The organism is Legionella saoudiensis (assembly GCF_001465875.1).
Taxonomy (GTDB): Bacteria; Pseudomonadota; Gammaproteobacteria; order Legionellales; family Legionellaceae; genus Legionella; species Legionella saoudiensis.
Window position 1 is genome coordinate 293,888 of record NZ_LN901322.1, and the last position, 26,672, is coordinate 320,559.

Genomic DNA, 26,672 nt, shown 5'->3' on the forward strand with positions numbered 1-26,672 from the left:
ATCAAAGACAGGATAATTTATCAGTAGTCATTAGAGGTAATGTATCTAACAGCCAACTGGGTGCACACTGCACTTGAGCCTCACTCGTTAAGCACTCAGTAACCGGAGTTTTGGCAATCAACTTTACCTCTTTAATTTTTTGTATTTTTTCAAATACTTCCTGTGTGGATAAAATAACGCGCGGTTGTGCATCTTTAATGATAAGTTCAAGCTTAGTCACCAACTTATGATTTGTTGGTGGGTACATTGGGACACTGATAATCCCTGCATATAAGCAACCAAAATAAGCAGTAATTAATTCTAGGCCCGGAGGATAAATTAAAACAGCCCGATCACCGACTTGATAATGACGTTGCAATTGCGCTGCAATGATACGCGCTTTACGGTCGAATTCCGCATATGTAAGCGTTTCTTCCGTTCCTTCATCAGTTAAAAACCGGTAAGCTAGCGCATGAGGCTGGTTTGCTGCTCTATAGCGTAAAAGGGTTATTAAGGTATTCGTATCTACATCTGAATTTGGAATTTTAATTTTCATTGATTCTACAACAGTTGCCAAACACATCTCTTTTTATAGACAAGCAAATCCAAAATAGCACAATTTAAGACCAGTATTATCTAATTATTTACAATTCCTCTGCAGTTTTATTCACCTGGGACACGATACAGAATTTTCAACAACGGTTTTCTTTTTTCGCCTTGATTTGTTTAAACCAAGGTATATTATAAAACCTTCTCATAGCTCAGGGACTAGAACATGTTTCTTTCTGATAAGGACTGTACTTTCTTTTTTAATAATGGATATCTTGTTCTTCAGGATTTCTTTTCGGCAGAAATCTGCGATCGCTTAAAACAACGCATGGAATATCTTATTGCAACAAATGCAAAATCCATTCCCCAAACTATTTTTTCCACTCATACGAATGAGCATGCGAAGCAGCGTTATTTTTTAGAGTCCGGTGATCGCATCCACTATTTCTTTGAAGCGGACGCCTTTGATGAGCACGGAAAAATGACTCGGCCATTACCCCATGCAATCAATAAGGTAGGGCATGCTTTACATGAGCTCGATCCGGTATTCAAAGAGTATTCTTATGATGCGCGCATTAAGGCAATGGGACACCAATTAGGCCTTGCGACCATTGGCTTAGCGCAATCGATGTATATATTTAAACAACCAGGCATTGGTGCCGAAGTGTTATGCCATCAAGACAGCACTTATATTTGGGGGCAAGATACCGACGCCTTGGGTTTCTGGTTTGCTTTAGAGGATGCCACTCTAGATAATGGATGTTTAGAAGTCATACCTAGCCCCCATACAACCGCCTTAAAACAACGTATGTTTCGCAGTGAAACGGATGATATTTATTTTGAATATTATGACCAAACGCCTTGGCAAGAAGAGTTAAGTATTCCTCTACCAGTAAGTAAAGGAAGTTTAATCATATTGCATGGTCGAGTTCCTCATAAAAGCAAAGCAAATCATTCTCATAAATCCCGACATGCTTATACATTACACTTAGTAGATCTTGCAAAACCTTATCCTAAAGAGAATTGGTTGCAGTGGCAGGAAAATATTCCAATTTTGTAAGTGTAAGCTTACCCAAAAGCTTTAGAGTAAGATATACGACCAAGGAGCTCCGGTACCGGCACGTATTGATTCATGCCGGGTTCAGGAGAGTCCTTGTGGTGCTTAGAATGACATGCCGCTCTAAGCTGCCAAGCCCACGGACCAATAATAGCCATCCTCTCTTATCAAATTTAGTTATACACGATCGAAGCACTATCAAACCCGGACTACCCATGGATATTAATCATCTCTCATAATGCTCTTCATAAATTTTGATGTAATTTGATATCGAGTACTCCTTCCTCCACCGGGCAATTTTTCCAAACAACCTTTATCTAGTAAATCCGAAAGATGTCTCGTTGCTGTAGCCTTACTTACTTTAGTAATTTTTTTATACTGAGCAGCACTAATCCCTTGTTCAAATGCGTTATCTTTTGCATCAAACATTAAATTAATAATTTTTATTTGCTCCTTGGATAGCTCGCTTTCCTGAAAAACCTGCCAAAAGCGGCTCTTAGCAAGAGTTTGGTCAATCTTATTGATGGCAGTTTGAATACTACTATCCAAAGTTTTTAAAAACCATAATAACCACATGGTTATATCTGTGGTTTGACGCTGACTTTTTTCCAAAACTCTATAATAATCGTTGCGATTAGCAAGAATTGTTGCCGACATAGCGTACAACCGAATACTCTGCTTATCCTCTTGAGCTAAGGATAAATCGGTTAGAGCACGCGTGATCCGTCCGTTTCCATCTTCGAATGGATGCACTGTTATAAACCAAAAATGACTAATTGCTGCTCGTAATAAGGGATCCAATGTTGGTTCTTTTAGACTTTGATTGAACCATTCCAAAAACGCATTTAATTCTTGCTCTAATCGTTCCCTTGGCGGCGCTTCAAAATGCACTGTTGGCTTATCAATACGCCCAGAGACAACTTGCATAGGGTCCTCACCTCTTATCTGCCCTGCGTTAACTCTATATAATTTAGACGCCACATCATCAGGAAATAACCATTTGTGCCATTGTTGCAAGCGCTCTAGCGATAAAGGAGTGTTTAAGTTATTAATAGCATCCCACATCATTTGCGCTAAACCTTCTGAACGCTCAGTAGTTGGGTATGGTTGCTTAAGATGTAAGCCTATCCGTTTTGCAAGTGAAGAGCGCACAGATTGTTCATTCAATCGCTCACCCTCTATTGCTGATGATGCAATTATATTTTGTAATAAAGTATCTAGAGCAGATTCCAAAGATATACTCTCTGCTACAGAGCCCGTTTTACCTATTAGAATCCCCTGTTTCAATCTAACTTCACGCAATAAAGGCTGAATGAGCTCTTCTTGCCAATGAAACTTTGGCCAATCTACCAGTTGCCAGATCCATTTTATTTGATTGCCATTCATAGTTTCTGCCTCGTGAGCCAATTAATAAGATTATTCGGCTCATTTTTTGAGTTTAATAATAGAGCTATTCGGCTCATAAATCAAGCCTATAAGAAAAATTATTCGGCTCAAATAGAGATTTAATTTAATTAAATAAACGGAGTTTTTCGGTGTATATGCCCAATGTAAAACTATTGATGTTTTGGGATCAAAACTAGTTAATTAAGATGGTAATCAAGTTAAGTTTCATAAAACTAGATAAGTACCTTAACATTAAAAGCTAGCTTTGTTTTAATTCCAGAAGATATTTATAACTTGTTGGACATTCAAAATTTCCTTATTTCGAATGTCTAGTTAATAGTTTAATGCCACATATTAGACATTTATTCTTTTATTCGATTTATTAGAAACGAGCATTTGAAGATTATTTGTCATCAATATCTATGGATGCGTGGTCACAGATGAACTACTACATTTGACCTCTAGTGCCTATCACTGAGCAAAACCTTGTATGAGCACACTTTCCTCCGAAGCTCTTTCTTGCCCAACAGCCTCTTTAAAAAAAGTTATTGCTTTTAACTCTTCCGGTTTTGGAAAAGAAAAGCCTGGGTTGGGTTGATCTGCAGAACAAGAATTGGTTTTATCGCAATTTTGAAATTCGCAACGAGCAACATGCGGGTCGCTTTTCATTTCCTCGGTTAAACCAGTCACGAAACTTTCAAAAAAACTATTCTGATCCCAAATGATAGTTTTAACTTTATATTTGACAGCATTCCATAACTGAATTAAATCTTCTCTAGGCTCAGCATGCGGATTAACCGCAAATTGATGAATTGAAAGTTCGATATCAGATCCATCAGGAAGTGCCTTAAATGCCTCAATAAGAGCAGGAATGTCTCGGGAAGCAGGCGACAAATCAGGGAGAGTAATACGCGAATCTTTTCGTTTAATGCTTGCTAAAACAGTTGGAAGTTGAGGTTTATTGGGAATAGAAACGAAGAGACCAAGCGCCCTAGGCGGCCTTGAAAATGAGGCGACTTTTGCATCTGATTCTGGTTGTTTAAACATTTATATAACCATTGTAAATATTTTACACATATAATACACGACAGTACAATTTATAACTATTTTTATTTTTTAACTGGTCGAATAATGATGCGCAAATGACAACATCTGAAAAGTTTACTGACTTGCAAGAACTGGCGAAGCACTCCAGAGTCCATGGACTAGCACCACATCAGTTAATTTACGATTAATCAGACCTAAAGAGTGCAATGCAGAATGAGTTTTCCTGCTTCTTCCCTCCTCTACCAAATTTCCAGATAAGCCTCTATGTTTCTATGCTTTTTTTAATTTTTCATTGATAAATTTTTGGATTTCTTCTTTTTTAGGTAATTCTAATAAATATTTTGATACAATAAGTTGTTATCCATACCAGCTAATGCATATTCTGCTAAGACGTGATTTTTCTCAGTACATAATAATATTCCGACAGGAGGATTATCACCCTCAACCATCATGTTTTATAGCTTGTTCATTCATAACATTTATAAATTTTTTTTGTTTTGCGAAAGACCTGATCGCTCATAGGACAGACTTTCAATTTGTCTTTTTAGTTCTCTAACCGACCAATTTCCATTTGCACTCAACCTCATAAAAATGTCTTTTTATATCATCACTTATTTCGATAAGCATTTTAAACATGCTGTAAGAAATATTATTCAAAAGTGTTCCAGGAGATATAAATTGTGCAGACGATGCCGACACTTTTTCCTCAATATAACTTAGGTTAGGAATTTCTTCTTTGAATAGTGTCGACACTGTAATGAATGGAATTCCTAATGCTCCTAATAACATCAAAAATCTTACAGTATTGTATTTTCCATCTGTTTGTAAAATCTCGCACCCTTCAGGTAACTTTAACAGTCCATCATCAATGAGTCGCCTAAATAAGGCTACTTCAGTAGAAAAGTCGTAAAAGCATCTAATGGTAGTTTTTCCTACATTATTGGCACCCACTAATAATGTATAATCTAGAGAATTAAATTTTATCCTCTTTATTGATCGGAAATTTTGGATCATTTCAAAGTCTCTTCTTTTAAAAATATAAAGCGTCTATTTTGACATCATAAGTCCTATTTGCAGAATGCTCTTCAAATGAGGATGTCGTATTTACGTCATAAAGATTAATTTTAATTTAACAGAATGTGGTTAATATATGCCCTGATAGTATTAAATTTACAACAGGAGAACATCATGTTTACCAAATTACCTCATTCTTTAAGAAGAGTTTCTGTTCGCCCCTATGCAAATAAGGTCCATAAAACTGCTCACACATCGATGAGTGATCTCAAGTGGTTGGAAATTCAATCTAAAGCTGTGCAACTTGAATATCTTGAATATATAAAGCAGAACACCTCACAACAAGATAGAAATATTCCCGTAAAACAGACTATAAGTCCAAAAGAAGCAGCTGGTAAAGTTTTAGATGATGCATTTAGTAAAATACGACACTTTCTCGGGGATACATTTACTAACATTATAGAGCATCCACTTCGTGCTTTGTGTTTCTCTCAATTTGAAAGAATATTTACATATCTAGCAAAAGATGGGCGAGTTGATAAAGAGACAGCAAATGACTTTTCAAAGTATGCTTTATATTTGATTGCTGCTCTTACGTGCCTCTATATTTATGAAGAAATTACATCCCGTAAAGATGAAATTTCAAAATTAGAAAGGGAAATTGAAGAACTGAAGAGCCAATATACCATTAAAACTTTTGCTCACGGGGATATCCGAGATCAAATTATTGAAAAGCAACAAAGACTTCTTTCAAAAAAAGAACAATTAACTAATTATTTGGACATGGTCAAGACTCTCGAAGAGGCTAAAGCGGGAGTTGTGAAAGAAGCAGAAGATTGCAATTTTCTCGGATATATTAAGGATCAATTCTTCTCAATGTTAAATTCTGATGGATATGAAAAAGTAAAAGTAAAATCTTTTTTGAGTAAACAAAATAAAGAGCAATCAGTTGCAAAAGAAATAGATAAATGGGCAAGTGTTGATGTAGCCGTAATGGTAGCTGAAGAACACGTAAGCAAAATTAACAAAAAATGTAATAGTCTCCAAGCTACTATAGTTAAGCTTGAACAAAAGCTAGATATAGTTGGAGAGCAAGTAGTGCAAATTGGAAAAAAAATGGAGAGTAAAGAATCGCAGCTAACAAATAAATGGGGTTATTCATTATTTAAACAAATAAAGCAAGAAGTGGTGGAGGCACCAACTAATGAAAATAAGTTCGAAATATAAATAGTTTAAAATAAAGAGGCATCTTGATGAAGTCTCTTTATTTTTTTTATAATCATGTATCTTAATACCTAATCAATTTAATAAGGATTCAATCATGTTTGATAAAAATAATCCAAATATGTCACCTAAAGATAAATTTGAAAACTCAGATAAAGACACTAGAATACCTAGAAATAAACAAATGGAAAAAGAATTGCTGTTTTTTAGTGCTTTATCAAGACAAATGAGAGAAAATCCCTCCAAAGAAAATTTAAACGCATTAAAAAAATCAGATGAAAAAATAAATGAAATGATAAGCTCTATTTCAACTACCATTTAGGGGCGAGGTAAAGCTTAATAATTTATATGTATAAATTATCGTTAAATCTCTTTAGGTTAAAATCAAAACCTAGCTTTTTTACCTGATGCTCTGAAGTGATTTATAGATTAACAGAAATAAACCGGTTAAAAGAAGCAAATAACGCCTAAAGATGAAGAAGGGAATAATAAAAAGATACAGGTGGTCTTCTTTGCTCAGGGAAACGCAGTAAAATACTCGTTTATTGCTGAACACAAGAAGATCTGGCCTGTTGGCATGTTGTGCCCACTTTCGAACTCAGTTTTAACTAATACCTATCTATTCTAGTAATATACAATTGGCTCATTGTATTGAATATAGAATTGGATTTTGATCTTTTACTCAACAATATGGTCTATAATTAAATAAATTAATTAATACGTGTAAAGTGGATGAGAGCTATATCGGGAATGAAATCCTATTCAAAGTATTTATTTAATTGTTACCAGGATATTTTTATTCAAACCCCAATAGACTTTTGGGGGTATTTATATTTCGATTTTCAAGGACACTATCTACAAATTATTTCGGAAAATTCGATAATAACTGAAATCTTAACGAAAGAATTATTCATTGAACAAAACCTTTGTAAAAAGAATTACCAGCACGACTGTTTTTATATATCCAATGTTGATAGTGATAATGTTATAGCGGCAGGTATTAAAAACTGTTTGCTCAATCATGATTATACCTATTTTTTTGATATTATTCGACAGGACTCAAACCGAGTGGAAATGGTAACCTTTGCCTCCTCGCAAACTCCTAGCACAACAAATAATTTTATTTTTAATAATATTGATTTTCTAAACATGATTGCTAATAATCTTTCGCAAAGAGTTAGAAGGCTTCACACAAAAGATAATTATATAATTCTCCCACAAGAATGCATTTTTAAAATGAATGAGCAAATTAATAATGGTTCGGCTACAAAGAACAATCTAAAGGATATTATTTTAAAATCATCTCATCAAAATATGGTCGAAGTGCTCAAAGATGATGTTTTTGATTATAATCAACTTCCGTTCACTTTTTTGGCGTCTAAAGACTTGACTCATAGAGAAAAAGAAATGATTTTTTTGCATTTCAATGATTTCAATCTACAACGCATTGCTTCAATATTGGAAATATCCAAACGTACTGTGGAGAGACATTTCGAAAGCATAAAAAAGAAGTTGAAATGTGAATCATTAAGTCAAGTAATTCCAACATTAATTAAGTACGACTATTCATTAAAAAAAATAATAAGTAAATAACATAGAACAGATTTTATTCTAAGGGAGTCCAACGACGCCGATTACTGCTTGAGTGGATTATTTCATTACATTCTAAATGTCGATATAGTCCTATTCCTAGTCGTTATTATTGCTAGGTGAACTGGTTTAAACCGAATTACATGGTCTGTTGAAGCTTTAGATTTACCTTCAATTTCTCAATTGTTTCAGCAGTAATTTTTCTGAATCTTTCTGGTGTTAAATCACTAGCTACGTCGCTAGAGCCCTTATTATGTATTAGCACTTCTTCGTAAGCATTTTTACCTAGTAGGGTAAACAAATTATTCAGTTCTGGGATTGATAAATTTAATAAAGCGGAATTTTCCTCTGGCATAATTGGATTAATTTTTTTAGGTGCTTGCATTTCATAAGCATAAGCAATTTCAATCAATGTGCCTTCCTGAAATTGTTTACCCACTAGTTCAATTCCAATAGGCATATTTGTTTCAGCACTGTAACCGACATTTATACTAATAGAAGGAAGCCCTGAGTTGGATGAGACCGGAGCACGCCAAGTATTTACGGTCATTCCATCATATGTAGCGGTTCCTTGTGTGGTTATTGGTATAAGCAGCGCATCTAGATTATTTTTTTCCATTATCTTTTGAACATAGATTTTATTTTTGTCAAAAATTGATTGTGCTTTTTGATAAGGCTTACTGCTCTTGCTCGGCATATTCTTCATAAAGTGAAGACAATCTTTAATTGTGCCAAAGTTCCGTGTGCGATTGGATTCACAAATGTCACGAAAATTTTTCCGCGTTGATGGAAAGGAAGCAAGGTACTCATTTACATCTTGAATTTCTCCTGCTTGGTTGTTTTGACGATCGTTGTTAAATAGTGGGAGATTAATATCAATAACAGTTGCGCCCATTTCCTGCATATTTTTAGTTGCGTTTTGTATTATTTTTTCAATGTGAGGAGGCATCTTATCGAATGTATTGATGCCATTGACATGATGCACGATTCCAATGCGCTTGTTAGTTAATCCATCTTTATTTAGAAATTCCGTATAGGTTTTCACTCTAGGAATATTGAGAGTTTTTGGATCATGTGGGTCGGGTTTAGCTATGATATCCAGAAGAATGGCTAGTTCCTTTGTAGAACGCGCAATAGGACCAGCTGATCCATCCAGATTTCCCATAGGAAAAATACCTTGTTGACTAATCAACCCAGTACTTGGGCGCAACCCAACTAAACCGTGAAACGCTGCTGGAATTCTAACTGATCCGCTATTATCAGTACCAATACCAAGTAAAGCAAAACTGGCACTGACGGCAGCTGCTGAACCGCCGCTAGACCCTCCAGGATTTTTACTAGGATCATAAGCATTACCAATTCTTCCACTACGGCTACTTATTCCGAACATTCCCCAGGCAAATTCATCCATGCCCCCTTTTCCCAAAATAATGGCACCGGCATTGCGTAATTTACTTACTAGAAAAGCATCGCGAACAGGTTGGCTACCAAGTAACGCATATGATCCAGAGGCTGTAGTTGTGTCAAACGAATCAATATTATCTTTCAATATGATTGGAATACAGTGAAGTGGTCCTGTGAGCCGGCCTGTTTTTTTAAAAGAAGTATCCAATTGGTGAGCTTGCGCTAGAACAGAGGGGTTTAACTCGTTCCATGCGTTGATTGGCGCTTGGCTTTTAACACTTAGGTTATATTTTTTTATACGATCAATATATTTGTTTATCAAATCAAAGCAAGTGAGTTGATGATTTTGAATAGCACTATGAATAGACGAAATTGTTATCGACTCTAAGTCAGGATGATAAGCCGGCGGTTGCTGTGAAAAGGATATACCGCTAACGAATAATGTAATAAATAAAATGAAGTAATATTTCATGGTGTCGTTTATGCATTAAGAAGTGGAACAAAACAGGTGCTCAGATTTAAGAAATTTTTATTCACCTTTCCCATTTGATATACACAATTATATATCTTTCGTATTAATAATTCTTCGTATAATTTTAATGATTGTATTTTGTAATAGAGTTTTACCCTCGCTTCAATATCATGCAAAAAGAGAGGACTGAAAAGCTCCGTAGCTAGGAGAAGATCAAATACAAGAAGTAAATTCTTATTGCTAAATTATTGGGACAACTACTAATTAACTTTTAGTAGTTGTCGTGTAAACCAGCATTAAGCTAATAACAGCCAACATTCTGTAAGCAGTTCGGTCTCAGCAACTTCATGATCAAAGTTGTAATAACAAAAAATACAAGGCAAATCACCCAGATGTTCACCGGAGCTTGGCAACCAATCACGATATAGACTATAAACGGTATCACTAATAGTATCTCGTGTTCCTTTATGCGTTGCTACAGCATAACGTCCTGCGGGCAAACGTTTTTCAACGATCTTACCCCCAAGTTTTATTTGTTCTGGTACAGTAATCGCTAAGTCAAAACGAAAATCGGAAGGCTCAGTTGTTTTAGGATCGTCGTAAGCAAAACCAAACGCTTCTCCTGCTTTTGGTTTTAAGTTAATTGATTGAGATTTTGCCCAATCAATTAGCTGATTAACACTTTCACCTAATTTTTTAGGCGTACCTCGATGTTCAATAACCGCTAAGCGTCTAGCAGGTATTTCTTTAATCAATACATTCATAATATTACCCTGGTTTGGCAATAAATACGGTGGGCGTTCCCAAAAACTCCAATTTGAATGCAGCCTAAACTCACTAGGGCTCTGCCCACAGCTTTGTTTAAATACACGAGTAAATGCTTCATGAGATTCAAATCCCGCATTTATTGCAATTTCAATGATGGTTTTATTCCTATCCACAATTAGTTGATGCGCTGCTCGTTTTAAACGAAGCCATCGAATATATTGTTGTAGTGATAAACCTGTATAAGCAGTAAATAAACGATGAAAATGGTATTTTGAAAAGCAGGCAATATGGCTCAATTGAGTCAAATCAAGCTTTTCATCAAGATGTTTACCAATAAACTCAATTACTTTTTCTAATTGTTGCTTATAATGCATATTTTCCTCAAGTGAAGACCATCAATCTATTTACACAAATCATGTTATCTTATTTAGGGAGATATACTTTGACCATTTTTGCTCATTTTAATGCTGTTCCAATTGATGCAAGTAAACTCAGAAGCGAATCTCGCCTATAAGCAGTAATTCTTTATGTTATAATTGCACATTATTAATACTAAAATAAATAAAGGAATAAACAATTTGTTATCAAGCCACGTGGAGCTACGCTCTTATCACATAGAAAGTTGCAGTCATACCCATCAGTTTGCTCACTGCCAGTTATCGGTTCTATGGAAATCGAAATAGGGCATCATGCTGATTTAACTTATCTAAGGCATTTATAATAGTATTGGTCTCTTGTTGGACGGATTAAATCTGCATAATGACATTTATATTTTTAAAGAGTAACCTGGACAAATTCGATCTTCTACCAGATGAATATAATAAATTGTCTTCATTGGCCAGCCTGTTTTAAAAAATGTTAGAATTGTCCTAAGCTCAATCTTAGATCATTATTAACTTTAAGAAAAAAGGGCACAATAGAAGGGATTTATTGGGAAATCTTACAAGGAGTGAGTGTCGTGCGTTTTTTTTATTTACTTCAAAATGCTATTTTTTCTCTTCTGGCCAAAAAAACAGTCGGTGTCAGGATGTTATTGATTCATGAGGACAAGATTCTATTGGTAAAACATACCTATCAACCGGATTGGTACACCATTGGCGGCGGTGTGGAATCAGGGGAGACACCACGGCAGGCTATGGAACGAGAACTTAAAGAGGAGGTAGGAATAACGCTTACCTCTTCATTGAAGCTATTTTCAGTCTACTACAGCAAAAAAGGTAAACGGGATGACTACATTATTTTTTACATCGGGCATGGGGCAGGAACCCAAGAAATAACCATCTCACCCGAAATCTCGGAAAAGAAGTGGTTCTCTATCCATGATTTACCGAGGGATACCTCACCTGCGACAAGACGCAGAATTCGAGAGTATTTGAATGAAATTGAATTGAGTGATGTATGGTAATGCTCTCTTAATCTAAAGTCTGCGATTCCTTAATTGCGCGATATCTCTTCCAATAAATTAATAAGCTTGCACCATTTCTGAATTATACTGAATTCCAGCTCTCTCAACCTCAATGAAGAATGCGGATATACGCTTAATTTCATCATTGAATACTATGAATGGCGAATTCAACTATTTAGTATATTTTTTAGGTTTTTTCTAATATATCTCTAATAATTTGGATATGCTCTGTAATATTATGTGCCTTTTCAACAAAATGCTCTCTAGTACTGATCTCTGCTTTATCTGCAATTTTTTTTGCAAGTTGTTCTTTTTCTTCTAATGCTCTTAATGCCCAACACGACAGCGATATTGCTCTACTTTACCATCTTTAATTTTCCATAGGACGCCATTGCAATCAGGGCATGAATAGAAGGAAGGAGTCGCAATTTTTTCTAATTTATTCACTTCTGAGTGTTTGGAAGTACCATTCAATTCTGCTTCAATCTCAATTAGGTCGTTCTCTTTCTTATTATCTGTTATTGGAGTTACGCTCTTAGTGAGTTGAATTAACTTTGATGAAATTAATTTAGAAGGAATTATAATCCATTGAAACAGCCTGAGATGCGTTCATAGGCATTTCAGGATATTTAGCATCTTTTATATCCTGTATGATAGTGATTCCGCCACACCTTTTAATTGCTCGTAAACCAGCACCACCATCATCTAATGTCCCACTTAAAATAATACCTATCACATTAGAACCACGATTCCGTTTAGGTGGGGTGCAAAAGTGTCAGTTCAAGCTTCCCACGATTAACGTGATATAGCACAACGCCGACAACAGAATCTCTCCATAAAAAGCTTATCGGTTCAAACATTTTGTACTGCTGGCTTAAAGTAAGTATAGCACTTGAACCCTAGAGGAACAGACAAGCTCAGAAGCTATACCAAGCCAATCCTACAAATGGACAAAAGAGAAAATCCCATCAGCCTAGCGAAGAAAAGAAAAGGGCCTCATTCGTTTTAAATCACCCGGAGCGCAGAGCGTCATCGCACTCCGGGAGAGTATCAGGAATCTATTTGAGTTGCCGTGGGCCGATACAACAAACCAGCCCAACAACGAGAAAGTTAATTTCAATCGGCCAGAAACTTGGAAGGAGGCTGCCATTGAGCTGCTTTGCAAAAGTTTAGTTGGTACCGTGATTGGTCATTCATCAGCTCATTTATTATTTAAAATAAAAAACCCTTTATCTTTCTGGAGGCTAATTACTATATAATTAATTATTAAGGTACTTAGCAAAGTTAACTTGAAGCTGCCCATTTTAGTCCTGCAAAAAGACCATGTACACTAAAATCAGAACTTGCAATATGATCGCTTGCATAACCTGGCCCAAAAGGAATAAAAACTGGTTGTGCATTAAAATAATTAATCCACATATAACCGATATCTAGTCCTAAATTACTGTTTCCAATACTGTGCGAATAATTGACGCCTAGTTTTGCTTCAACCTCTGGAATAATAGTTTTATTTTTCGCATGATTATTTATTGTTTCAGGAAAATCAATATTACCCACGGTACGGTTAAGCGTGCTTACGCCCACTAACAGAGCACCTGCGCTTTTTGCGAAGATTGAAAAACTATTCCCTAAATTATAAGATAAGTCACTCCCTATTCGGGGTCCAAAGTTTGAAGTTCGCATAGAGATTTTATTGTAATCACCTGGAACTATAAGAGTATCTTTATTATGAATTTTGGTGCTAATGTTTGCATATTGGACACCACCATAAAAACGTATGATTTTAAAGTCGCCTAAATTAACTCGTTGACCTACTTCAAAATTCACTGCATCCCATTTCGGTTTAAAGGAGGTGACGTTGGTAGTCATTGAGCGAAAACCAAAACCAATAGTATTTTCTGCATTCACTTGGGCACTTGTTTTATCCAGATGAAACCAGCTAAGGCTCATATCGTTGCCCGTGTTAAAATAATAAGAAGCCCCCAATTTAAAACCCCAGCTCCAAGGAGGAGTATTTGTGACTAATCCTAAAACGTCCCCACTCTCATTATTGTTGGTTCCCAAATAACTTAGTGATTTATTATACAAAGGTTGTAAATAGAGAGCTTCTGCCCCCAAGTCCCATCCTGAATGTCGACAAGGAACTGTTACTAAGCCAGAAACACAAGTTGTGCCCATTGTTCCTGAAAAAGCTATATTACTACTCATTAGAGCAATGATTGCTACTTTGGATAAATGAGAATAGAACATAAAGTCATCCTTATTTTAATATAAGAATTTTATATCCTACGCGAAACATTTTAGTATAACAATATTTGAAAATATGAAGTTTTCTAAGTGTAATCTTACCGCGAAGGAACTAATTTTTTAACATATATGACTTAACGAAGAGGTGCTTACTATGGTAAAAGACAATTAAGGAAATACAGTAAAGAATTCAAAGAAGAATGGCTAAATTAGCGATTAGCTATGGAAACATCAATAAAGCAGCAGACGAATTAGGAATACCCCGCCCTACTTTACACTAATATTCGCACCCAAGAAGGTTGGTTGTACCTTGCTGTGGTAATTGATTTATATTCTCGTGCCGTAATAGGTTGGTCTATGAATAAACGGATGGGTTGAATTTAAATATCGGGCCAACTTAATCCTGATGTAAGCTGGTATAAAAAGAATATGATGGTTGAAGGAGACAATCCTCTCGTAAGAAGGGTTAATTCAATATAGCGCTGGTTTATCAGCATTACCCGTTACACCCTTTATACTGCAAGGCTTATAGAACGAGCATTGATGGTTTCATTCTCTAATAGTAATTTTGCAACACCTTGAATATCAAAAAGATTTTCTAATTTAAAAATATAATGTTCCAACATATTAAAATGTTGCTAAGCAAAAGGTGATAATTGAGCAGCTCTGACATTACTAAGACAGTCCAGACATGCGGAATGAAATAACATCTTAAATTATATCCCGTCTATGAGACTAATAAAGGAAATTAAAGAATATCAGGTAATCTTGGTAGGTGGGAAGCAAAATCTACTTCAATATCATAAGAGCCATGATAGTTCTCTTCTAATAATTTAGTAGCATCTGTGATGCTGCTGTATTCAGAAAGTAACTCTGCACCTAAATCGTTAAATTCTTCTATAAATGCTACATACTCAACTATGAAATCTACGCAGCATGGGCTTATTGAAAAATAATTCGGTCATGGCCAGCTCCTTGTTCTCATAGCTTTGTTAAGAGCAAAAGCATTAGTTATGACTACTTCTTAACTTAACTTTTTTCAAAGTTCATAAGAATGGGACAAGGCGAAGATCTAGTCTCTCTACATTTTGTTGCTAGGCGTGATAGTGTGTTACGAGCCTCTGTTAACTCATCAATTTTTAAATTAAGTTTCTCTATACGCCTTTCAGCCATCTCTCTTACACGCTCTCGATCGCTTTTAGCATCAAACTCTAATAATTCTTTTATTTCTTTTAAAGTAAATCCTGCTTTTTTAGCTAAAAGAATGAACTTTAAACGACTTATATCATTATCGCCATAACGCCTTATTTTTGTAGTCCCAAGTTCTTCCTTAAGGAGCGGGACATGAAATAGTCCCTGGCGCTGATAATAACGAATTGTTTCAATCCCAACTCCACATAATTTAGCAAATTCACCAATGGTTATATTATTCATTACTTGACTCCGTACTATGGTACGTACTCTATATTAGTATTTATAGACTATTAATCATAGAGAATAGAAATGAATAAGACTTCAATTAAAAAAGCTGTTTTGTACCGCATGGTAATGGAGCATCATGTTTGTCCTTATGGCCTTAAAGCTAAAGATTTATTGAGACGTCAAGGCTATGAGGTAGAAGATAATTGGTTAACAACCCGTAAACAGGTCGATGCGTTTAAGGATAAACATAATGTAAAAACCACACCTCAAGCCTTTATCAACGATGAGCGGATAGGTGGTTATGACGATTTAAGACGTTACTTTGGAAAGAAAGTAAGAGATCCAAAAGAAAAAAGTTATCGCCCTGTCATTGTGCTGTTTGCAATTACTGCATTAATGGCAATGGCAGTTAGTTATGCAAGCTTTGGTAACCCGTTTGCACCACATGTTTTAAGCTGGTTTATTGCATTTAGCATGGCAGCTCTTGCTTTATTAAAACTACAGAATATCGAAAGTTTCTCAACCATGTTTTTAAACTATGACCTCTTGGCCCAACGTTGGGTTCCTTACAGCTATGTGTATCCATTTGCTGAAGGTTTAGCAGGAATATTGATGATTGCAGGGGCATTAAATTGGCTTTCTATTCCGGTTGCTTTATTTATTGGAACTGTAGGTGCTCTTTCTGTATTTAAAGCCGTTTATATTGACAAACGTGAACTTAAATGCGCCTGTGTTGGAGGTGATAGTAACGTTCCTTTAGGATTTATTTCACTCACTGAAAACTTAATGATGATTGGAATGGCTTTATTCATGTTATTCATATAATTCAATTAACTTATTAGCTTATCAGGAGCTTATATGAGAATTTTATCTACTTTTTTATTATGGGGGTTGCTTTCTAATATTCCCTTGTCTTCTGCAAATGCGCATGGGCAGGTTACAAAACATAAGCTACCTAATCAAGATACCATCCAATTAGTAATTAAAAATGCGCCGAGTAAAATCAAGGCAAACACCACAGAAACAATTCGTTTGCAATTGCTAAAGAATAATAAACCACTTACCTTAAAAGATCTAAAGACAGTCCATACAGAAAAGGTTCATTTAATGATTATAGACCCTACACTGACCGAATATTATCATATGCATCCTTTCGTAGATAACAAGAACAAGGAATTTATTTTCAAATTTTCCCCAAAGAAAAATAGTTCTTATCGAATGTGGGTTGATGTCACTCCTCTTGCTACTGGCAAGCAAATATTTCTACATACTGATATTGGCACTTCGTCAAAAAAACATTCAATTGATAAAGCAGTTAAATTAAATTACAGCATAAATTCTTATCAATTTAACTTGAAACTAGATGAACAACCGCGAGTAGGTAATCCAGTTATGGCAACCATTACTGTAACAAATAATGGAAAACCTTTCAGCCAGTTAGAGCCTGTGATGGGGGCATTTGCTCATCTTATAGGGTTTTATGCTGATTACTCTTCCATACTTCACATTCATCCCATGGGAAAAGAACCTAGTAAAGACTCTGAACGTGGTGGTTCGGAATTAATGTTCCACATAGAACCTAAAAAAGCAGGGTTTGTTAAATTATTTGCACAGTTTAGAATTAATAGAGAAGATATCTATGTGCCTTTTGGTATTGTAATTAAACAATAGCATTCCAAAAGCTTCTCTAAAGTAAAAATATAACGTCATAACTTATCCTAATTTCTTGGCAGCTTGGGCTAGATTGCGGTAAACCCTATTTCCCATATTTTGTTAATTCCGGAAAATCATAATCTCGCCAGCCTGGGATATCGGCTACTTTAAAACAAAGCTGACCGGCATGTGGAGTTGCTTTTTCAAGAGACGTTTCGGGCGTTAAAATAAGTGAGCCAAAAGGATAAGTTGCATCAATCCCTATCGAAGAGGCAAGACGAGCATCTAAAGGAATGTCATCTAAAATAGAGGGATCTAAAGGACCTGCTGGTAAATTGTTTATAATGATTATGTCTTTATGAGGCTGCATTCTAAAGGACGTAGCCCAGGTGACTTGGTCTGCATCATGGATGTTAATATCAGAGTTCACTGCAACAACCATTTTTGGGCGAAGATTACTTGCCATAGCGGCAAGAATAGCCTGGCGCGCCTCTCCATCAAAGCGAGGTTCAATCGCAAGAACTATATAAAAAGAAACACCTCCTGATGCAGGAATAGCTACATTAGAAATTGTGGGGAAGGATTTATTCATACTCTTAAAAAATGAGGCCTCAAAAGGAATTTGCTTTAAAAAATGATTCTCTGTGGGTGGTACGCCTGTTAATAAAGCTTGAAAGTACGCGTTATTACGGTGAGTAATGGCTTTAACATGCGCCGTAGGCTTCATGGAGCCTGGTGTGTAATACCCGGTGTATTCTCCTAAAGGTCCTTCAAATACTAACTCCTCTAAGTCAATTTCTAGCTCAAAGACTACTTCTGCATAAGCAGGGACCTGAACATCAATGGTTTTGCAGGAAGTTAAAACAACTGCCTCGCCTCGAAGGCCACCTGCAACGGCAAAATCATTGGTATCGTCTTGAAGTTGAAATTGACAGGTATAAGCAATAACAGGATCTACTCCGATTACCAAAGCTATCGGGTACTTTTTATGTCCTAATTTTCGGGCTTTTTCCAGATTTTTGCCTAGGCGATGATTGGGCTGAGCCAAAAATGACATGGTGTTTTTCGAAATAATTTGAAAACGATAATTTCCAATATCTTCAATACCAGTTTCTGGATCTTTGCTTACAGCAATGCCTGCCGTAATATATTGTCCTCCATCACTAGGGCTGTATTTGGGTATAGGAAACTGCGATAGATCGACAGCATCCTCAAGTATAATTTGCTCATGAGTTACTGCGTTATCAGTCAGAATGGGCTCAATAGGATGCGCTAACCCATCCAGGATCTTTTTAAAGATAGACGCTTCATCAGCCTGAAAAGCAATCAATGTTTTCTTTCTGGAATTATATAATCCACCGATAAGTGGAAAATTTGTGCCATTATTACTAAATTGCACCGCTGGCCCACTGATTGATGCGCTTTTCTGCAATGCTTTACCAACATCTGTAGCCAAATCAATAGGCCTCTTAACCTCAATAAGTTCGCCGTTCTTACGAAGCGCTTCAATAAACTGCCTAAAATCCTTATAAGGCATGCTGATTATCCATATAGAATGTTATATAAAATATAGGCATGTTTTATTTAAACTTCCATAGCGCAGATAACCACGACTAATCTGTAAAGCCAAAATATCGCGAAAAACCAAGCAATATAGTATACCTAATACTATGCTTCCTGAGCATTGAGAATGTATTTTTCAAGGAAAAACGATGATTGCTCCAGAAATCCCAGAAAATGAAGCGATGCGTTTAGCAACTTTATATAAATTACAAATACTTGATACAGAGCCAGAGGAACGTTTCGGCCGATTGACTCGAATTGCTTGCAAGCTTTTTGGTGTTCCTATCGCTGTAATTTCATTTTTAGAAGCTGAACGTCAGTGGATGAAATCGACTCAAGGATTTGACATTAAAGAAGCGGCGAGAAAAACTTCGTTTTGTGGTCATGTTATTCTTTCCACAGCGACTGCAAATAGATTCCTGATGGTCCCCATGAGTGGGATGACGTTCTGCGCTCCAGCGGGTGATATAAAACGAAAGAGGCATTTTTCTTTCCTTCGCGTGGGCTGATGGGCATTTTCTACCCGATTATTGAGCCCTTTATGCGGACGATGATCGACCCCTTTACCCATCTGGCGAATGGCTTCGTGTAGCTCCTGAGCTTGTTTGTTACAATTAGCCGGCCTTGGAAGAGGCATTCAATAGCCGAGACAGGAAACAAATAGCCACCTTTTTATTTCGCCGCTTTTGCAGAGACACATCCAGCTCATAACCCCCATCATCTGCTCATCCAGATGCCATTGGTCTGATAGTTTGAACGCTCGCTTTTTAATCACGCTCTTAAAATGGATACCAAATTTAAGAACCATTGATGTATTGTCTCATAACTCACATCAATAACTCGATACAATAAACGCTCCGAGACATCCTGAAACTGTCATTAAATCTGCGGTAACTCCAGCCTGCTCCTCCTTACTGGCCTTGCTGTAGCCACATATGCATTAAATAGTAATACTCTTTAGATTGGCAAGAATCGGGGTCAACTCTTTGATAATAATTTAAAAAATAGCTTTATCAAAAGACTTGCCCCCCTGTTCTAATTAAGTTTCAAAGAAGGCTCGCCGATGCTCTCTTTTGCGGTTTGTACTATATTATCCAAACCATCCTTTCTTCCTAGAAAACGAAGACCAACGCCAAGTCCACCTGCCAAACCAATCGCTGAAGAGGCCATAATACCCAGAGTCCATCCCGTCAAACTGCCATGTATAGCACCATCAAGAGCACCGAAAACGCCACCGATGCCTCCTGTGGGTGCGGATATAAGCGCCAGAATTCCTGCTTCGATTGCCGCTCCAATTACAGCTCCAATGATCGCGCCAACGGCTGCAATCACAACACAAGCAACTGCTTTGCCCACTTTTTGCCAAGTTGATTTTTCAAATGATTTTAAAGAGCGCGCGTGTTGCTCAAAATGCTCTACACAAGCTATTTTTTCTTCCTTGCTCTTGTTAGACATAATTCCTTCAACCATATTTTTGGCCTCAAAAGCTAAGGTACTTATGTCCGCTTTATTAGCTCCAGTAATCATCTTTTGATAAAGCTCACCTTGAAGTTTAATCAGTTGATTACGCAGATTTTTATGATTCGTTAAGCGTAAATCCGTAATTGCCTCATGAAGAGGGAATAAAATTTCGTGCTGATGTACTTTTTCCTGTTCTAATACTAAGGCTTCTGACTCATGCTTTGTATGTATTAAACGACGAAATAATACTTGCATTCGAGCAGGATCTTTTTCAATAAGAAGATCTAAATCATTTAAGTTAAGATCGGGAAGAAAGCGAGCGAAATCTTCTTTAATCTTATTGATTTGCGTATTTGCCCCCTCTCGATCAAATTTATCTATACATCCAGAAATTTCGATTATTAAATCACGTTCAAGATAATGTCTAATTTCATCAATAGGACCATACGCTTCTGAAAAAGCACTATCTGATTGATGCGGCCAATGAGCACAAATCCATTCAAGCTGTTTACGATTGTCCTTAATGTAGGTCTTTTTTTCTTCATCGGATACTTGATCTAATCCTTGGGTCCATCTATCCAATTGCTCTAAGATTGGCTCTTTATCATGTGCTTCACTAGCTATCTGTTGTAGATATTCTTCGTTTTTTAAATAGGCGGAGTTGTAATGAGTCATTAAATAAGAACAGCGTTCAAATTGTTCCTGCAATACATGCCCTATGTTAATCCCTGCTTTAATCATATCCTTGTGTGTGAATTCAATATCAGCAAAAGGATCAGTGAATCGTAATGGATTATGAGTGGGTAATTCGGCTATTTTTGGTAACGACGATGGGTTAGGGTTCGATTTACTAAGATCTAAATACCCTTCATACTTAGCGCTTCCTAAACTCAATAATTCAGAAGCCTCCTGACAATAGTTATCGGCAATCATAATACCATGCTCGCCTTTCCAGGGTCGATTTGCTGCATAGGAAAAAGGACTTACCAAGTGACCTTCTACACTAATCGCACGGTCGCCATAAGGTGGCGCCATGTAGTTAAATTTAATGTCGTTCTCTTGTAAAATTTTCCATGCTTTAAGCATCATGGCTTTAATTTCTGCTGATGTTTTTTCAGCGACTGCAGAATGTTCAGGAAAACGAATATAAACACAGCATTCTTTACCACGTTGATCGCGATCAGAGTTAGCACCATTTGTTTGTGTTCCATCCCAAGCGATATCCTCAACTCGGCTGTCATCTTTTAAAATCAGAAATTTAAAATTTAAATTCTCAGTAGCAAATACTGGGGTTAATAGTTTTGCTGCTTTTTTTAAGTTCTCGCTATCAGGGTAAAGAGAAATACGAAACTCCCACATACTATCATCCTGAGGGAATTCATTAAGGGAGTAAAATTGTTGGAAACCGTCTCTTTGATATTTATCAATATTAGTTAAAAACCGCTGTATGCGCTCATCAGTAGGTAAGGATTTTTTTGGCATAATTCACTCGAACCAAGAATGCTCAAACATTATACTCAATGAGATGATTAAAGGCAATTTATAACTTTAGCTATTAGTGCAATGCTTAGACGGTAAAGCTTCTCTTTGTTCATCGGGAGAAAAATTTAGAGGACTATTAAAAATAGTTTGTTCTGCAGAAGTCAGTATTTCAAGCTTTGCCATTAAGGGATATGTTCGAGTGAGGACACCCAAAGTGTTGATAGCCCAAAAAATACTATCAGTCGATATGGCATGATCAAAAACTAATGGTCGATGAGTAGATAAAGGGGTTCTTCCACAGACCCCCTTAATGAATAGTCCAAGAAACAATAGCTCCGGAATAATAAGAAATTTTACTTTGACTACCATACCAATGTTGGGTAATAGGTAAAGAAATACCAATTTGGAAAATCATTTTAGGTGTCGAAAACCAGAGTGAAGGGGTTGCATAGATAATATTCCCTCCAGTGTTAGGAACCACACGTCCAGCTAATTTGGTTTTATCACTGTATTGGCCATTTAACTCCACTAAACCTAAGAATATATATTTTTTTTCCACGGCATTAATATTATGTCCTATTCCCAAATTATAATAATACTGCGCCCCTTGTTGAATGGCATGGGATTTCTCAATAAATTGAACTCCCGGAGCAACAAAGCCATACCAGTCCGCTAAGGTGCGTGAGTACGTTGAGCCAAGGAAATAAGTTATTGCATTGAAACTAGAAGGCGCATTTTTCCTGGAAAATCCAGAAACCCGACTGTTAAGATGAAGCTTCTTCGAGAGTTCATTTAAATTACTTGTGGGAAAGGTTGGAGAAAAAATAATCGTTGCTTGATCAGAGTACTTGATGCTTTCCTTATTGTAAAAAGCATACTCAAAATCAAGCGCCAAATCCCCCGCCCCTGATATTGTTTTCGTGCCATTTCTATAACTTAAGGCAACAGGAAGGGTTATTAATAGTGAGGCAGAATCAGTAATTCCATAAAGAAAGGATGGTGTTCCTTCAGTAATAACCTGCGTTTTACTATATAAGTAGGCCGGATTGTAAGAAGCAATGGCTTGGTTTTTATCAATAATATTTTGGCCAAAAGAAAAAAATGGACCTGGTTGTTGGGAAGAAGCTAAAGAAAAGTTCCCAATGGATGGTGGTTTAGCCGCTATTGTTATATTCATCCCGAATATAAACAATAAAAACAACCATTTTCGCAAGGAACTTAAAATAGGCATGGTCTGGCATAGCATCCTGCTGTTCAACCCTATCTGTAAAGAAATTTTAAACTGATATTAATTAATAAAGCCTAACTTAAGCAAGCAAATCAATGCAGGAAGAATTTTAAAAAATTAGAAAGCCTCTCTAGCCCAAACCAAGATAAATGAGGTCTTCAGTATTATATTCGACTAAATGTTGTTTTATATGCGCATATTTTTCTTTATATTCATTAAAAGCTCTTGCACTATTAGAGGTATCAATTAATTCGCTTATAGTTTTTTCACCTAAAGCACTCTTTATTACTTCTCCTAAACGCTCACCTGATAAAGCATCTTGGTATGCCTCCAGAGATGACTCAGGAGCATTGCCAAGCAGTACCTCAATTAGCGCATCTGCAGCTTCAATTTCTTTACGTAGTTCTTTATCAAGATAGAAATTCGGCATCAACTGCATAACGCAATGAAATTGATTAAGAATGTCGATTAGCTCTGCGTTAATTTTCGATGGCGCATAGTTCAATTTACAAAAATCATTTGAGGGTAAAGGCTGAAACTTCACTGTGGTGGCGATTTGAATGGCATCTTGTAATTCTTGAGGTAGATTCTGAATTTTCTCCTTTACCTCCGCTGCGCTTAGGTTTTGATTTTTGGGAATAAGAATAACAGACGCTTCAAAGTCTTCATTTTGAGCAAGCTCGAGAAATTTTAAATTGGCTAAGGAACTACGATAACAAAAACTAGTTGTATTCCCTACCACCATAATAAATCCATCCTCATGAGTCAGCTCATTTATATTACGCCAACCTAGTTCCCCATCAATTTTAAAGTATGCTCTAGATGCCTTGTTTAGATTGTAAACATCAAAAGGCAAAAATTCTAAAATAGTTAACTGGAATTTATTTTTTAAATCCTCAGGCACCGAGCCTTTGGTGATATCCATACATAAATCTGGTTCGAGCTCCGAACGGATATCAATAGTAAAAAAGGCCTCTGTTGATGCGTGCATTTGGTGATCACACTCATTATTACTGTGCGAACAACCAATAACTACTGCCTGTGCCGTACTAAGACTTTTAGGACTTAAGCTATCTAATTTAATTTCCATGACCACAACATTTTTGTAAGTAAATGCCTATTTTAATACATTACCGGCTCTATCTATGAGGCATTAAGGTCCTTTAATAGAAAAAAATTAGTAAATTTGCATTAATAATGCACTAAAATTGCTTGGCACTGTTGTGCTTGAAATCCATTTAACTATTGATCTTGGCAAGGCTTTACACGCTTTTCAGGTAATTAAAAAAAAGGGATTAAATTTGAGCCGCTTAAGGCTTAATTATTGCAAAAACACCTGCACTTTCTCTAAAAATTCTGTTGTTTTAAATGGTTTTTTTATAAACGCATCGGCTCCTGCCCCAATTGCCTTTGAAACATTATCGCCTCCACCATTACCACTAAGAATAATTATCTTAACTTTATCATTCATTGCTCTAACTTTTTTAATTAAATCAATACCATTCATGTATGGCATGAATATATCCACAATTAAACATCCAGAACATTCCGCTGAAAATTCTTCTAAGAATAGAAGCGGGTTATAATAAATTTGTGGTTCAATCTTAAACGCTGCATTAAACAAAAAACGAAGCGACTCACACAACTCTTCGTTATCATCTACGATATATACTTTAGATTCATTCATAACACGCTATCTCTACATCCTAACTTTCACTAACCGGCAAGGTAAAACTAAACCATGCCCCACAAGGCATATCTGAATGAATATGGAGCTTACCTCCATGATTTTCGATTAATGTTTTACAAATTCCCAAACCAATCCCCGTTCCTTTTGATTTGGTTGTGAAATAAGTATTTAATACTTTATTTAAATATTTACTGGGAATCCCTGGGCCATTATCACGAATATGTACCTCAATCATATTAGCGCAGAGATTGGTGGCAATAGATAACTCAGGGGAGATAACATTACTATCATGAAAGGCCTCAATACTATTTCGAGCAAGATTTAAAAGAACTTGCATCAAATGAATTTTATTTGCCATGATTAACGGCAATCCTTCTTGTAAGTTGAGCGATATATCTAATTTAAAATCCAATAATTCATATTGTAGAAGTGACAAAGTATCTTTTATTACCTCATTAATATTGGTTTTTTCTCGATAAAAATTGTCTTTATGAGCTAGGTTTCTCATATTATGTATAATTTCCCCCGCAAGCTCAGCTTGAATGGAGATCTTTTTTAAGGGCTCGATTAACCTGGGTAAAATGTCCTTTGTAGAATTTTCATTAATCAAATATAAACAAGCTTGGCTGTACGTTACTATGGTTGATAAAGGCTGATTAATTTCATGAGCCAATGCAGAGGCCATTTCCTCTTTAGCGCTTGATCGGCAAGAAAGTCCTATTTCAGCTTGCCATTGGTGTTTCAATCGTTCTTCTATTTTATAATTGGTAAGATTTTTAATCCGAATAAGGACCACATTATTATTTAAATAAGGATAGATATTAAGCTCAAAGCAATAATAGTCGTTTACTTTAGCAAAAGAATTTTCTATAACTTCTAAACTTCGCTCCCCTCTCAATGCTTTTTTGCACGCATCCAAAATCTTAGACTGCAGATTAGGAAATTCACTTAACCGGTGAATTAAATTCATTCCTACCGCTATTTTATTAGTAATTATTTTGGAAAATAAATAAGAGAATGATTCATTTATAATTTTTAAATTAAACTCGGAGTCTACCGCTGCTAAAGCCTCATTAGTCCCTTCAAATATTTTATTTATTAATGCAAAAGAATGTTCAATTTCATAATGACGGAACTTTTTTGGTTCGCGTGAGAGGTTAAAGAGATAAAGATGAATTAAGTTATCTGCGTTTATCCTACAGGTCATTGTAGCTTGAATAGAGTCTCTATTTACATTTTTTAAATTTATATTCGCTGTTTGATTTAACCTACTATTTAATAAATTATTCATCTTTTCTTCGAAAAGAATTTTTGAACTTGAATGAATAAATTTTAAAAATGAGGTATTGATTAAGGTATTTCTTTCGGAACCAAAAAATATAGCGGCTCTATAGTTAAGTTGGGTAATCGTATAGTTTTGGTCAATAGTAATAATAATTGTGGGATTAAAATCATAGAGCTCTTTAAAGTTTTTTCCTGCTTCAACTTGGTACTTTCTTAGTGAAGTGAAATTATCTTTCAGTTTTTTATATTTTAAATCTTGCTGCTTTAACTTATTTTTTAATTTCTGCACTTCATTTTTCATATCTGCCAACATAAATATCCCTTTTAATGACTTAGGGCACTTGTCCTAAGAGTACCAGCTTTAAAAATTATTATTGAAAATTTGGCATAGATGATGTTTTTAAATAGTCCATTTTAAAATTGGGATTAGGGATGAGCACGTAAATCAAACGTAATGAGCCAATTATGTTTAATTTTCATTATGGCTTTTAGTCCCAATAAAACATTATCCTGCAATAAATTCTAAAATATATTTTTTTACCCAAGTTCTCAATATTTTTTAATAACTTCATGAAATTATAAGAGTGTGCCTTAATATTACAAGGTGTTAGGATATTATTTTTTCAGGAGATGTGCTGATCCGGTTAGTGATTGGATTAGGTCTAATGCTGCCCTGGCACTAGAGTGCTGAAGGCCTCGCCATTAGCCAGGAGCTTAACCTGCAATGGCGCTGCATATAGGGCTGCC

The 26,672-nt window shown here is 35.9% G+C and carries 25 protein-coding genes and 1 pseudogene; 10 read left to right on the forward strand and 16 right to left on the reverse strand.

Annotated elements, in window-relative coordinates; genetic code table 11:
- Position 1: 1 nt before the first annotated feature.
- Positions 2 to 535, reverse strand: a complete 534-nt coding sequence (locus BN3124_RS17460; RefSeq protein ID WP_196398899.1) for an AMP-binding protein — start codon at positions 533 to 535, stop codon at positions 2 to 4.
- Positions 536 to 754: 219 nt separating this feature from the next.
- Here BN3124_RS17460 and BN3124_RS05650 point away from each other — a divergent pair, with 219 nt between their 5' ends.
- Positions 755 to 1,588, forward strand: coding sequence for a phytanoyl-CoA dioxygenase family protein (locus BN3124_RS05650; protein ID WP_058533818.1), 834 nt, complete (start codon positions 755 to 757; stop codon positions 1,586 to 1,588).
- Positions 1,589 to 1,807: 219 nt separating this feature from the next.
- Here BN3124_RS05650 and BN3124_RS05655 read toward each other — a convergent pair whose 3' ends face one another.
- From BN3124_RS05655 to BN3124_RS17340, 4 genes are all read right to left on the reverse strand, one after another.
- Positions 1,808 to 2,971, reverse strand: a complete 1,164-nt coding sequence (locus BN3124_RS05655) for a Fic family protein (protein ID WP_058533819.1) — start codon at positions 2,969 to 2,971, stop codon at positions 1,808 to 1,810.
- A 471-nt stretch (positions 2,972 to 3,442) separates the two neighbouring features.
- On the reverse strand, positions 3,443 to 4,018 hold the full coding sequence (locus BN3124_RS05660; protein ID WP_058533820.1) for a hypothetical protein: 576 nt from the start codon (positions 4,016 to 4,018) through the stop codon (positions 3,443 to 3,445).
- Between the two features lie 329 nt (positions 4,019 to 4,347).
- Positions 4,348 to 4,470, reverse strand: coding sequence for a PDDEXK nuclease domain-containing protein (locus tag BN3124_RS17530; protein WP_407927377.1), 123 nt, complete (start codon positions 4,468 to 4,470; stop codon positions 4,348 to 4,350).
- Between the two features lie 100 nt (positions 4,471 to 4,570).
- Positions 4,571 to 5,032 carry an ATP-binding protein gene (locus BN3124_RS17340; protein ID WP_058533821.1) on the reverse strand — a complete coding sequence of 154 codons (462 nt, stop codon included), beginning with the start codon at positions 5,030 to 5,032 and terminating at the stop codon, positions 4,571 to 4,573.
- A gap of 174 nt (positions 5,033 to 5,206) precedes the next feature.
- Here BN3124_RS17340 and BN3124_RS05670 point away from each other — a divergent pair, with 174 nt between their 5' ends.
- From BN3124_RS05670 to BN3124_RS05680, 3 genes are all read left to right on the forward strand, one after another.
- On the forward strand, positions 5,207 to 6,259 hold the full coding sequence (locus tag BN3124_RS05670; RefSeq protein WP_058533822.1) for a hypothetical protein: 1,053 nt from the start codon (positions 5,207 to 5,209) through the stop codon (positions 6,257 to 6,259).
- A gap of 94 nt (positions 6,260 to 6,353) precedes the next feature.
- Positions 6,354 to 6,578, forward strand: a complete 225-nt coding sequence (locus BN3124_RS05675; RefSeq protein WP_058533823.1) for a hypothetical protein — start codon at positions 6,354 to 6,356, stop codon at positions 6,576 to 6,578.
- A 428-nt stretch (positions 6,579 to 7,006) separates the two neighbouring features.
- Entirely contained in the window at positions 7,007 to 7,849 is an 843-nt protein-coding gene (locus BN3124_RS05680; RefSeq protein WP_230849098.1) for a helix-turn-helix transcriptional regulator, read from the forward strand.
- Positions 7,850 to 7,985: 136 nt separating this feature from the next.
- Here BN3124_RS05680 and BN3124_RS05685 read toward each other — a convergent pair whose 3' ends face one another.
- Complete coding sequence (locus tag BN3124_RS05685) at positions 7,986 to 9,722, reverse strand: amidase family protein (RefSeq protein ID WP_058533825.1); 1,737 nt, start codon at positions 9,720 to 9,722, stop codon at positions 7,986 to 7,988.
- Between the two features lie 296 nt (positions 9,723 to 10,018).
- On the reverse strand, positions 10,019 to 10,864 hold the full coding sequence (locus BN3124_RS05690; RefSeq protein WP_058533826.1) for an AraC family transcriptional regulator: 846 nt from the start codon (positions 10,862 to 10,864) through the stop codon (positions 10,019 to 10,021).
- Between the two features lie 584 nt (positions 10,865 to 11,448).
- Here BN3124_RS05690 and BN3124_RS05695 point away from each other — a divergent pair.
- Entirely contained in the window at positions 11,449 to 11,895 is a 447-nt protein-coding gene (locus BN3124_RS05695; protein WP_058533827.1) for an NUDIX domain-containing protein, read from the forward strand.
- Positions 11,896 to 12,463: 568 nt separating this feature from the next.
- Here BN3124_RS05695 and BN3124_RS17535 read toward each other — a convergent pair.
- Complete coding sequence (locus BN3124_RS17535) at positions 12,464 to 12,631, reverse strand: chemotaxis protein CheB (RefSeq protein ID WP_078061491.1); 168 nt, start codon at positions 12,629 to 12,631, stop codon at positions 12,464 to 12,466.
- Positions 12,632 to 13,179: 548 nt separating this feature from the next.
- A complete protein-coding gene (locus tag BN3124_RS05700; protein ID WP_058533828.1) occupies positions 13,180 to 14,145 on the reverse strand; it encodes an Lpg1974 family pore-forming outer membrane protein in 966 nt (321 codons plus the stop codon).
- Positions 14,146 to 14,342: 197 nt separating this feature from the next.
- Between BN3124_RS05700 and BN3124_RS17540 the strand changes: the two genes are divergently transcribed.
- Together BN3124_RS17540 and BN3124_RS17545 are read left to right on the forward strand one after the other, a co-directional pair.
- A complete protein-coding gene (locus BN3124_RS17540; RefSeq protein WP_078061492.1) occupies positions 14,343 to 14,423 on the forward strand; it encodes a helix-turn-helix domain-containing protein in 81 nt (26 codons plus the stop codon).
- Positions 14,419 to 14,514 (forward strand): annotated as a pseudogene (locus BN3124_RS17545) (hypothetical protein); the annotation flags it as partial. The gene BN3124_RS17540 and the pseudogene BN3124_RS17545, both read left to right, overlap by 5 nt.
- Positions 14,515 to 15,171: 657 nt before the next feature.
- Here the strand turns inward: BN3124_RS17545 and BN3124_RS05705 are convergent.
- Entirely contained in the window at positions 15,172 to 15,576 is a 405-nt protein-coding gene (locus tag BN3124_RS05705; protein ID WP_058533829.1) for a MerR family transcriptional regulator, read from the reverse strand.
- A gap of 69 nt (positions 15,577 to 15,645) precedes the next feature.
- On the opposite strand from BN3124_RS05705, the gene BN3124_RS05710 reads away from it, so the two are divergent.
- Both BN3124_RS05710 and BN3124_RS05715 read left to right on the forward strand, forming a co-directional pair.
- Positions 15,646 to 16,389, forward strand: coding sequence for a glutaredoxin family protein (locus BN3124_RS05710; protein ID WP_058533830.1), 744 nt, complete (start codon positions 15,646 to 15,648; stop codon positions 16,387 to 16,389).
- 33 nt (positions 16,390 to 16,422) lie between these two features.
- Positions 16,423 to 17,235: a hypothetical protein gene (locus tag BN3124_RS05715; protein ID WP_058533831.1), complete on the forward strand. Its 813-nt coding sequence runs from the start codon at positions 16,423 to 16,425 to the stop codon at positions 17,233 to 17,235.
- A gap of 85 nt (positions 17,236 to 17,320) precedes the next feature.
- On the opposite strand, the gene BN3124_RS05720 is transcribed toward BN3124_RS05715, so the two are convergent.
- The gene (locus BN3124_RS05720; protein WP_058533832.1) at positions 17,321 to 18,754 is read right to left on the reverse strand and encodes a UbiD family decarboxylase; all 1,434 of its coding nucleotides are present in this window, start codon (positions 18,752 to 18,754) and stop codon (positions 17,321 to 17,323) included.
- A gap of 175 nt (positions 18,755 to 18,929) precedes the next feature.
- Here BN3124_RS05720 and BN3124_RS16995 point away from each other — a divergent pair, with 175 nt between their 5' ends.
- Positions 18,930 to 19,289 carry a hypothetical protein gene (locus BN3124_RS16995; RefSeq protein ID WP_058533833.1) on the forward strand — a complete coding sequence of 120 codons (360 nt, stop codon included), beginning with the start codon at positions 18,930 to 18,932 and terminating at the stop codon, positions 19,287 to 19,289.
- Positions 19,290 to 19,815: 526 nt separating this feature from the next.
- On the opposite strand, the gene BN3124_RS05730 is transcribed toward BN3124_RS16995, so the two are convergent.
- The 5 genes from BN3124_RS05730 to BN3124_RS05750 all read right to left on the reverse strand — a co-directional run bounded on the left by BN3124_RS05730 (position 19,816) and on the right by BN3124_RS05750 (position 26,238).
- Positions 19,816 to 21,723: a glycine zipper family protein gene (locus BN3124_RS05730; RefSeq protein WP_058533834.1), complete on the reverse strand. Its 1,908-nt coding sequence runs from the start codon at positions 21,721 to 21,723 to the stop codon at positions 19,816 to 19,818.
- Positions 21,724 to 22,030: 307 nt separating this feature from the next.
- Positions 22,031 to 22,900 carry a hypothetical protein gene (locus BN3124_RS05735; RefSeq protein ID WP_230849099.1) on the reverse strand — a complete coding sequence of 290 codons (870 nt, stop codon included), beginning with the start codon at positions 22,898 to 22,900 and terminating at the stop codon, positions 22,031 to 22,033.
- 181 nt (positions 22,901 to 23,081) lie between these two features.
- Positions 23,082 to 24,041, reverse strand: a complete 960-nt coding sequence (locus BN3124_RS05740; protein ID WP_058533836.1) for a hypothetical protein — start codon at positions 24,039 to 24,041, stop codon at positions 23,082 to 23,084.
- Between the two features lie 231 nt (positions 24,042 to 24,272).
- Entirely contained in the window at positions 24,273 to 24,638 is a 366-nt protein-coding gene (locus tag BN3124_RS05745; protein WP_058533837.1) for a response regulator transcription factor, read from the reverse strand.
- Between the two features lie 19 nt (positions 24,639 to 24,657).
- A complete protein-coding gene (locus BN3124_RS05750; RefSeq protein ID WP_058533838.1) occupies positions 24,658 to 26,238 on the reverse strand; it encodes a sensor histidine kinase in 1,581 nt (526 codons plus the stop codon).
- Positions 26,239 to 26,672: the final 434 nt, after the last annotated feature.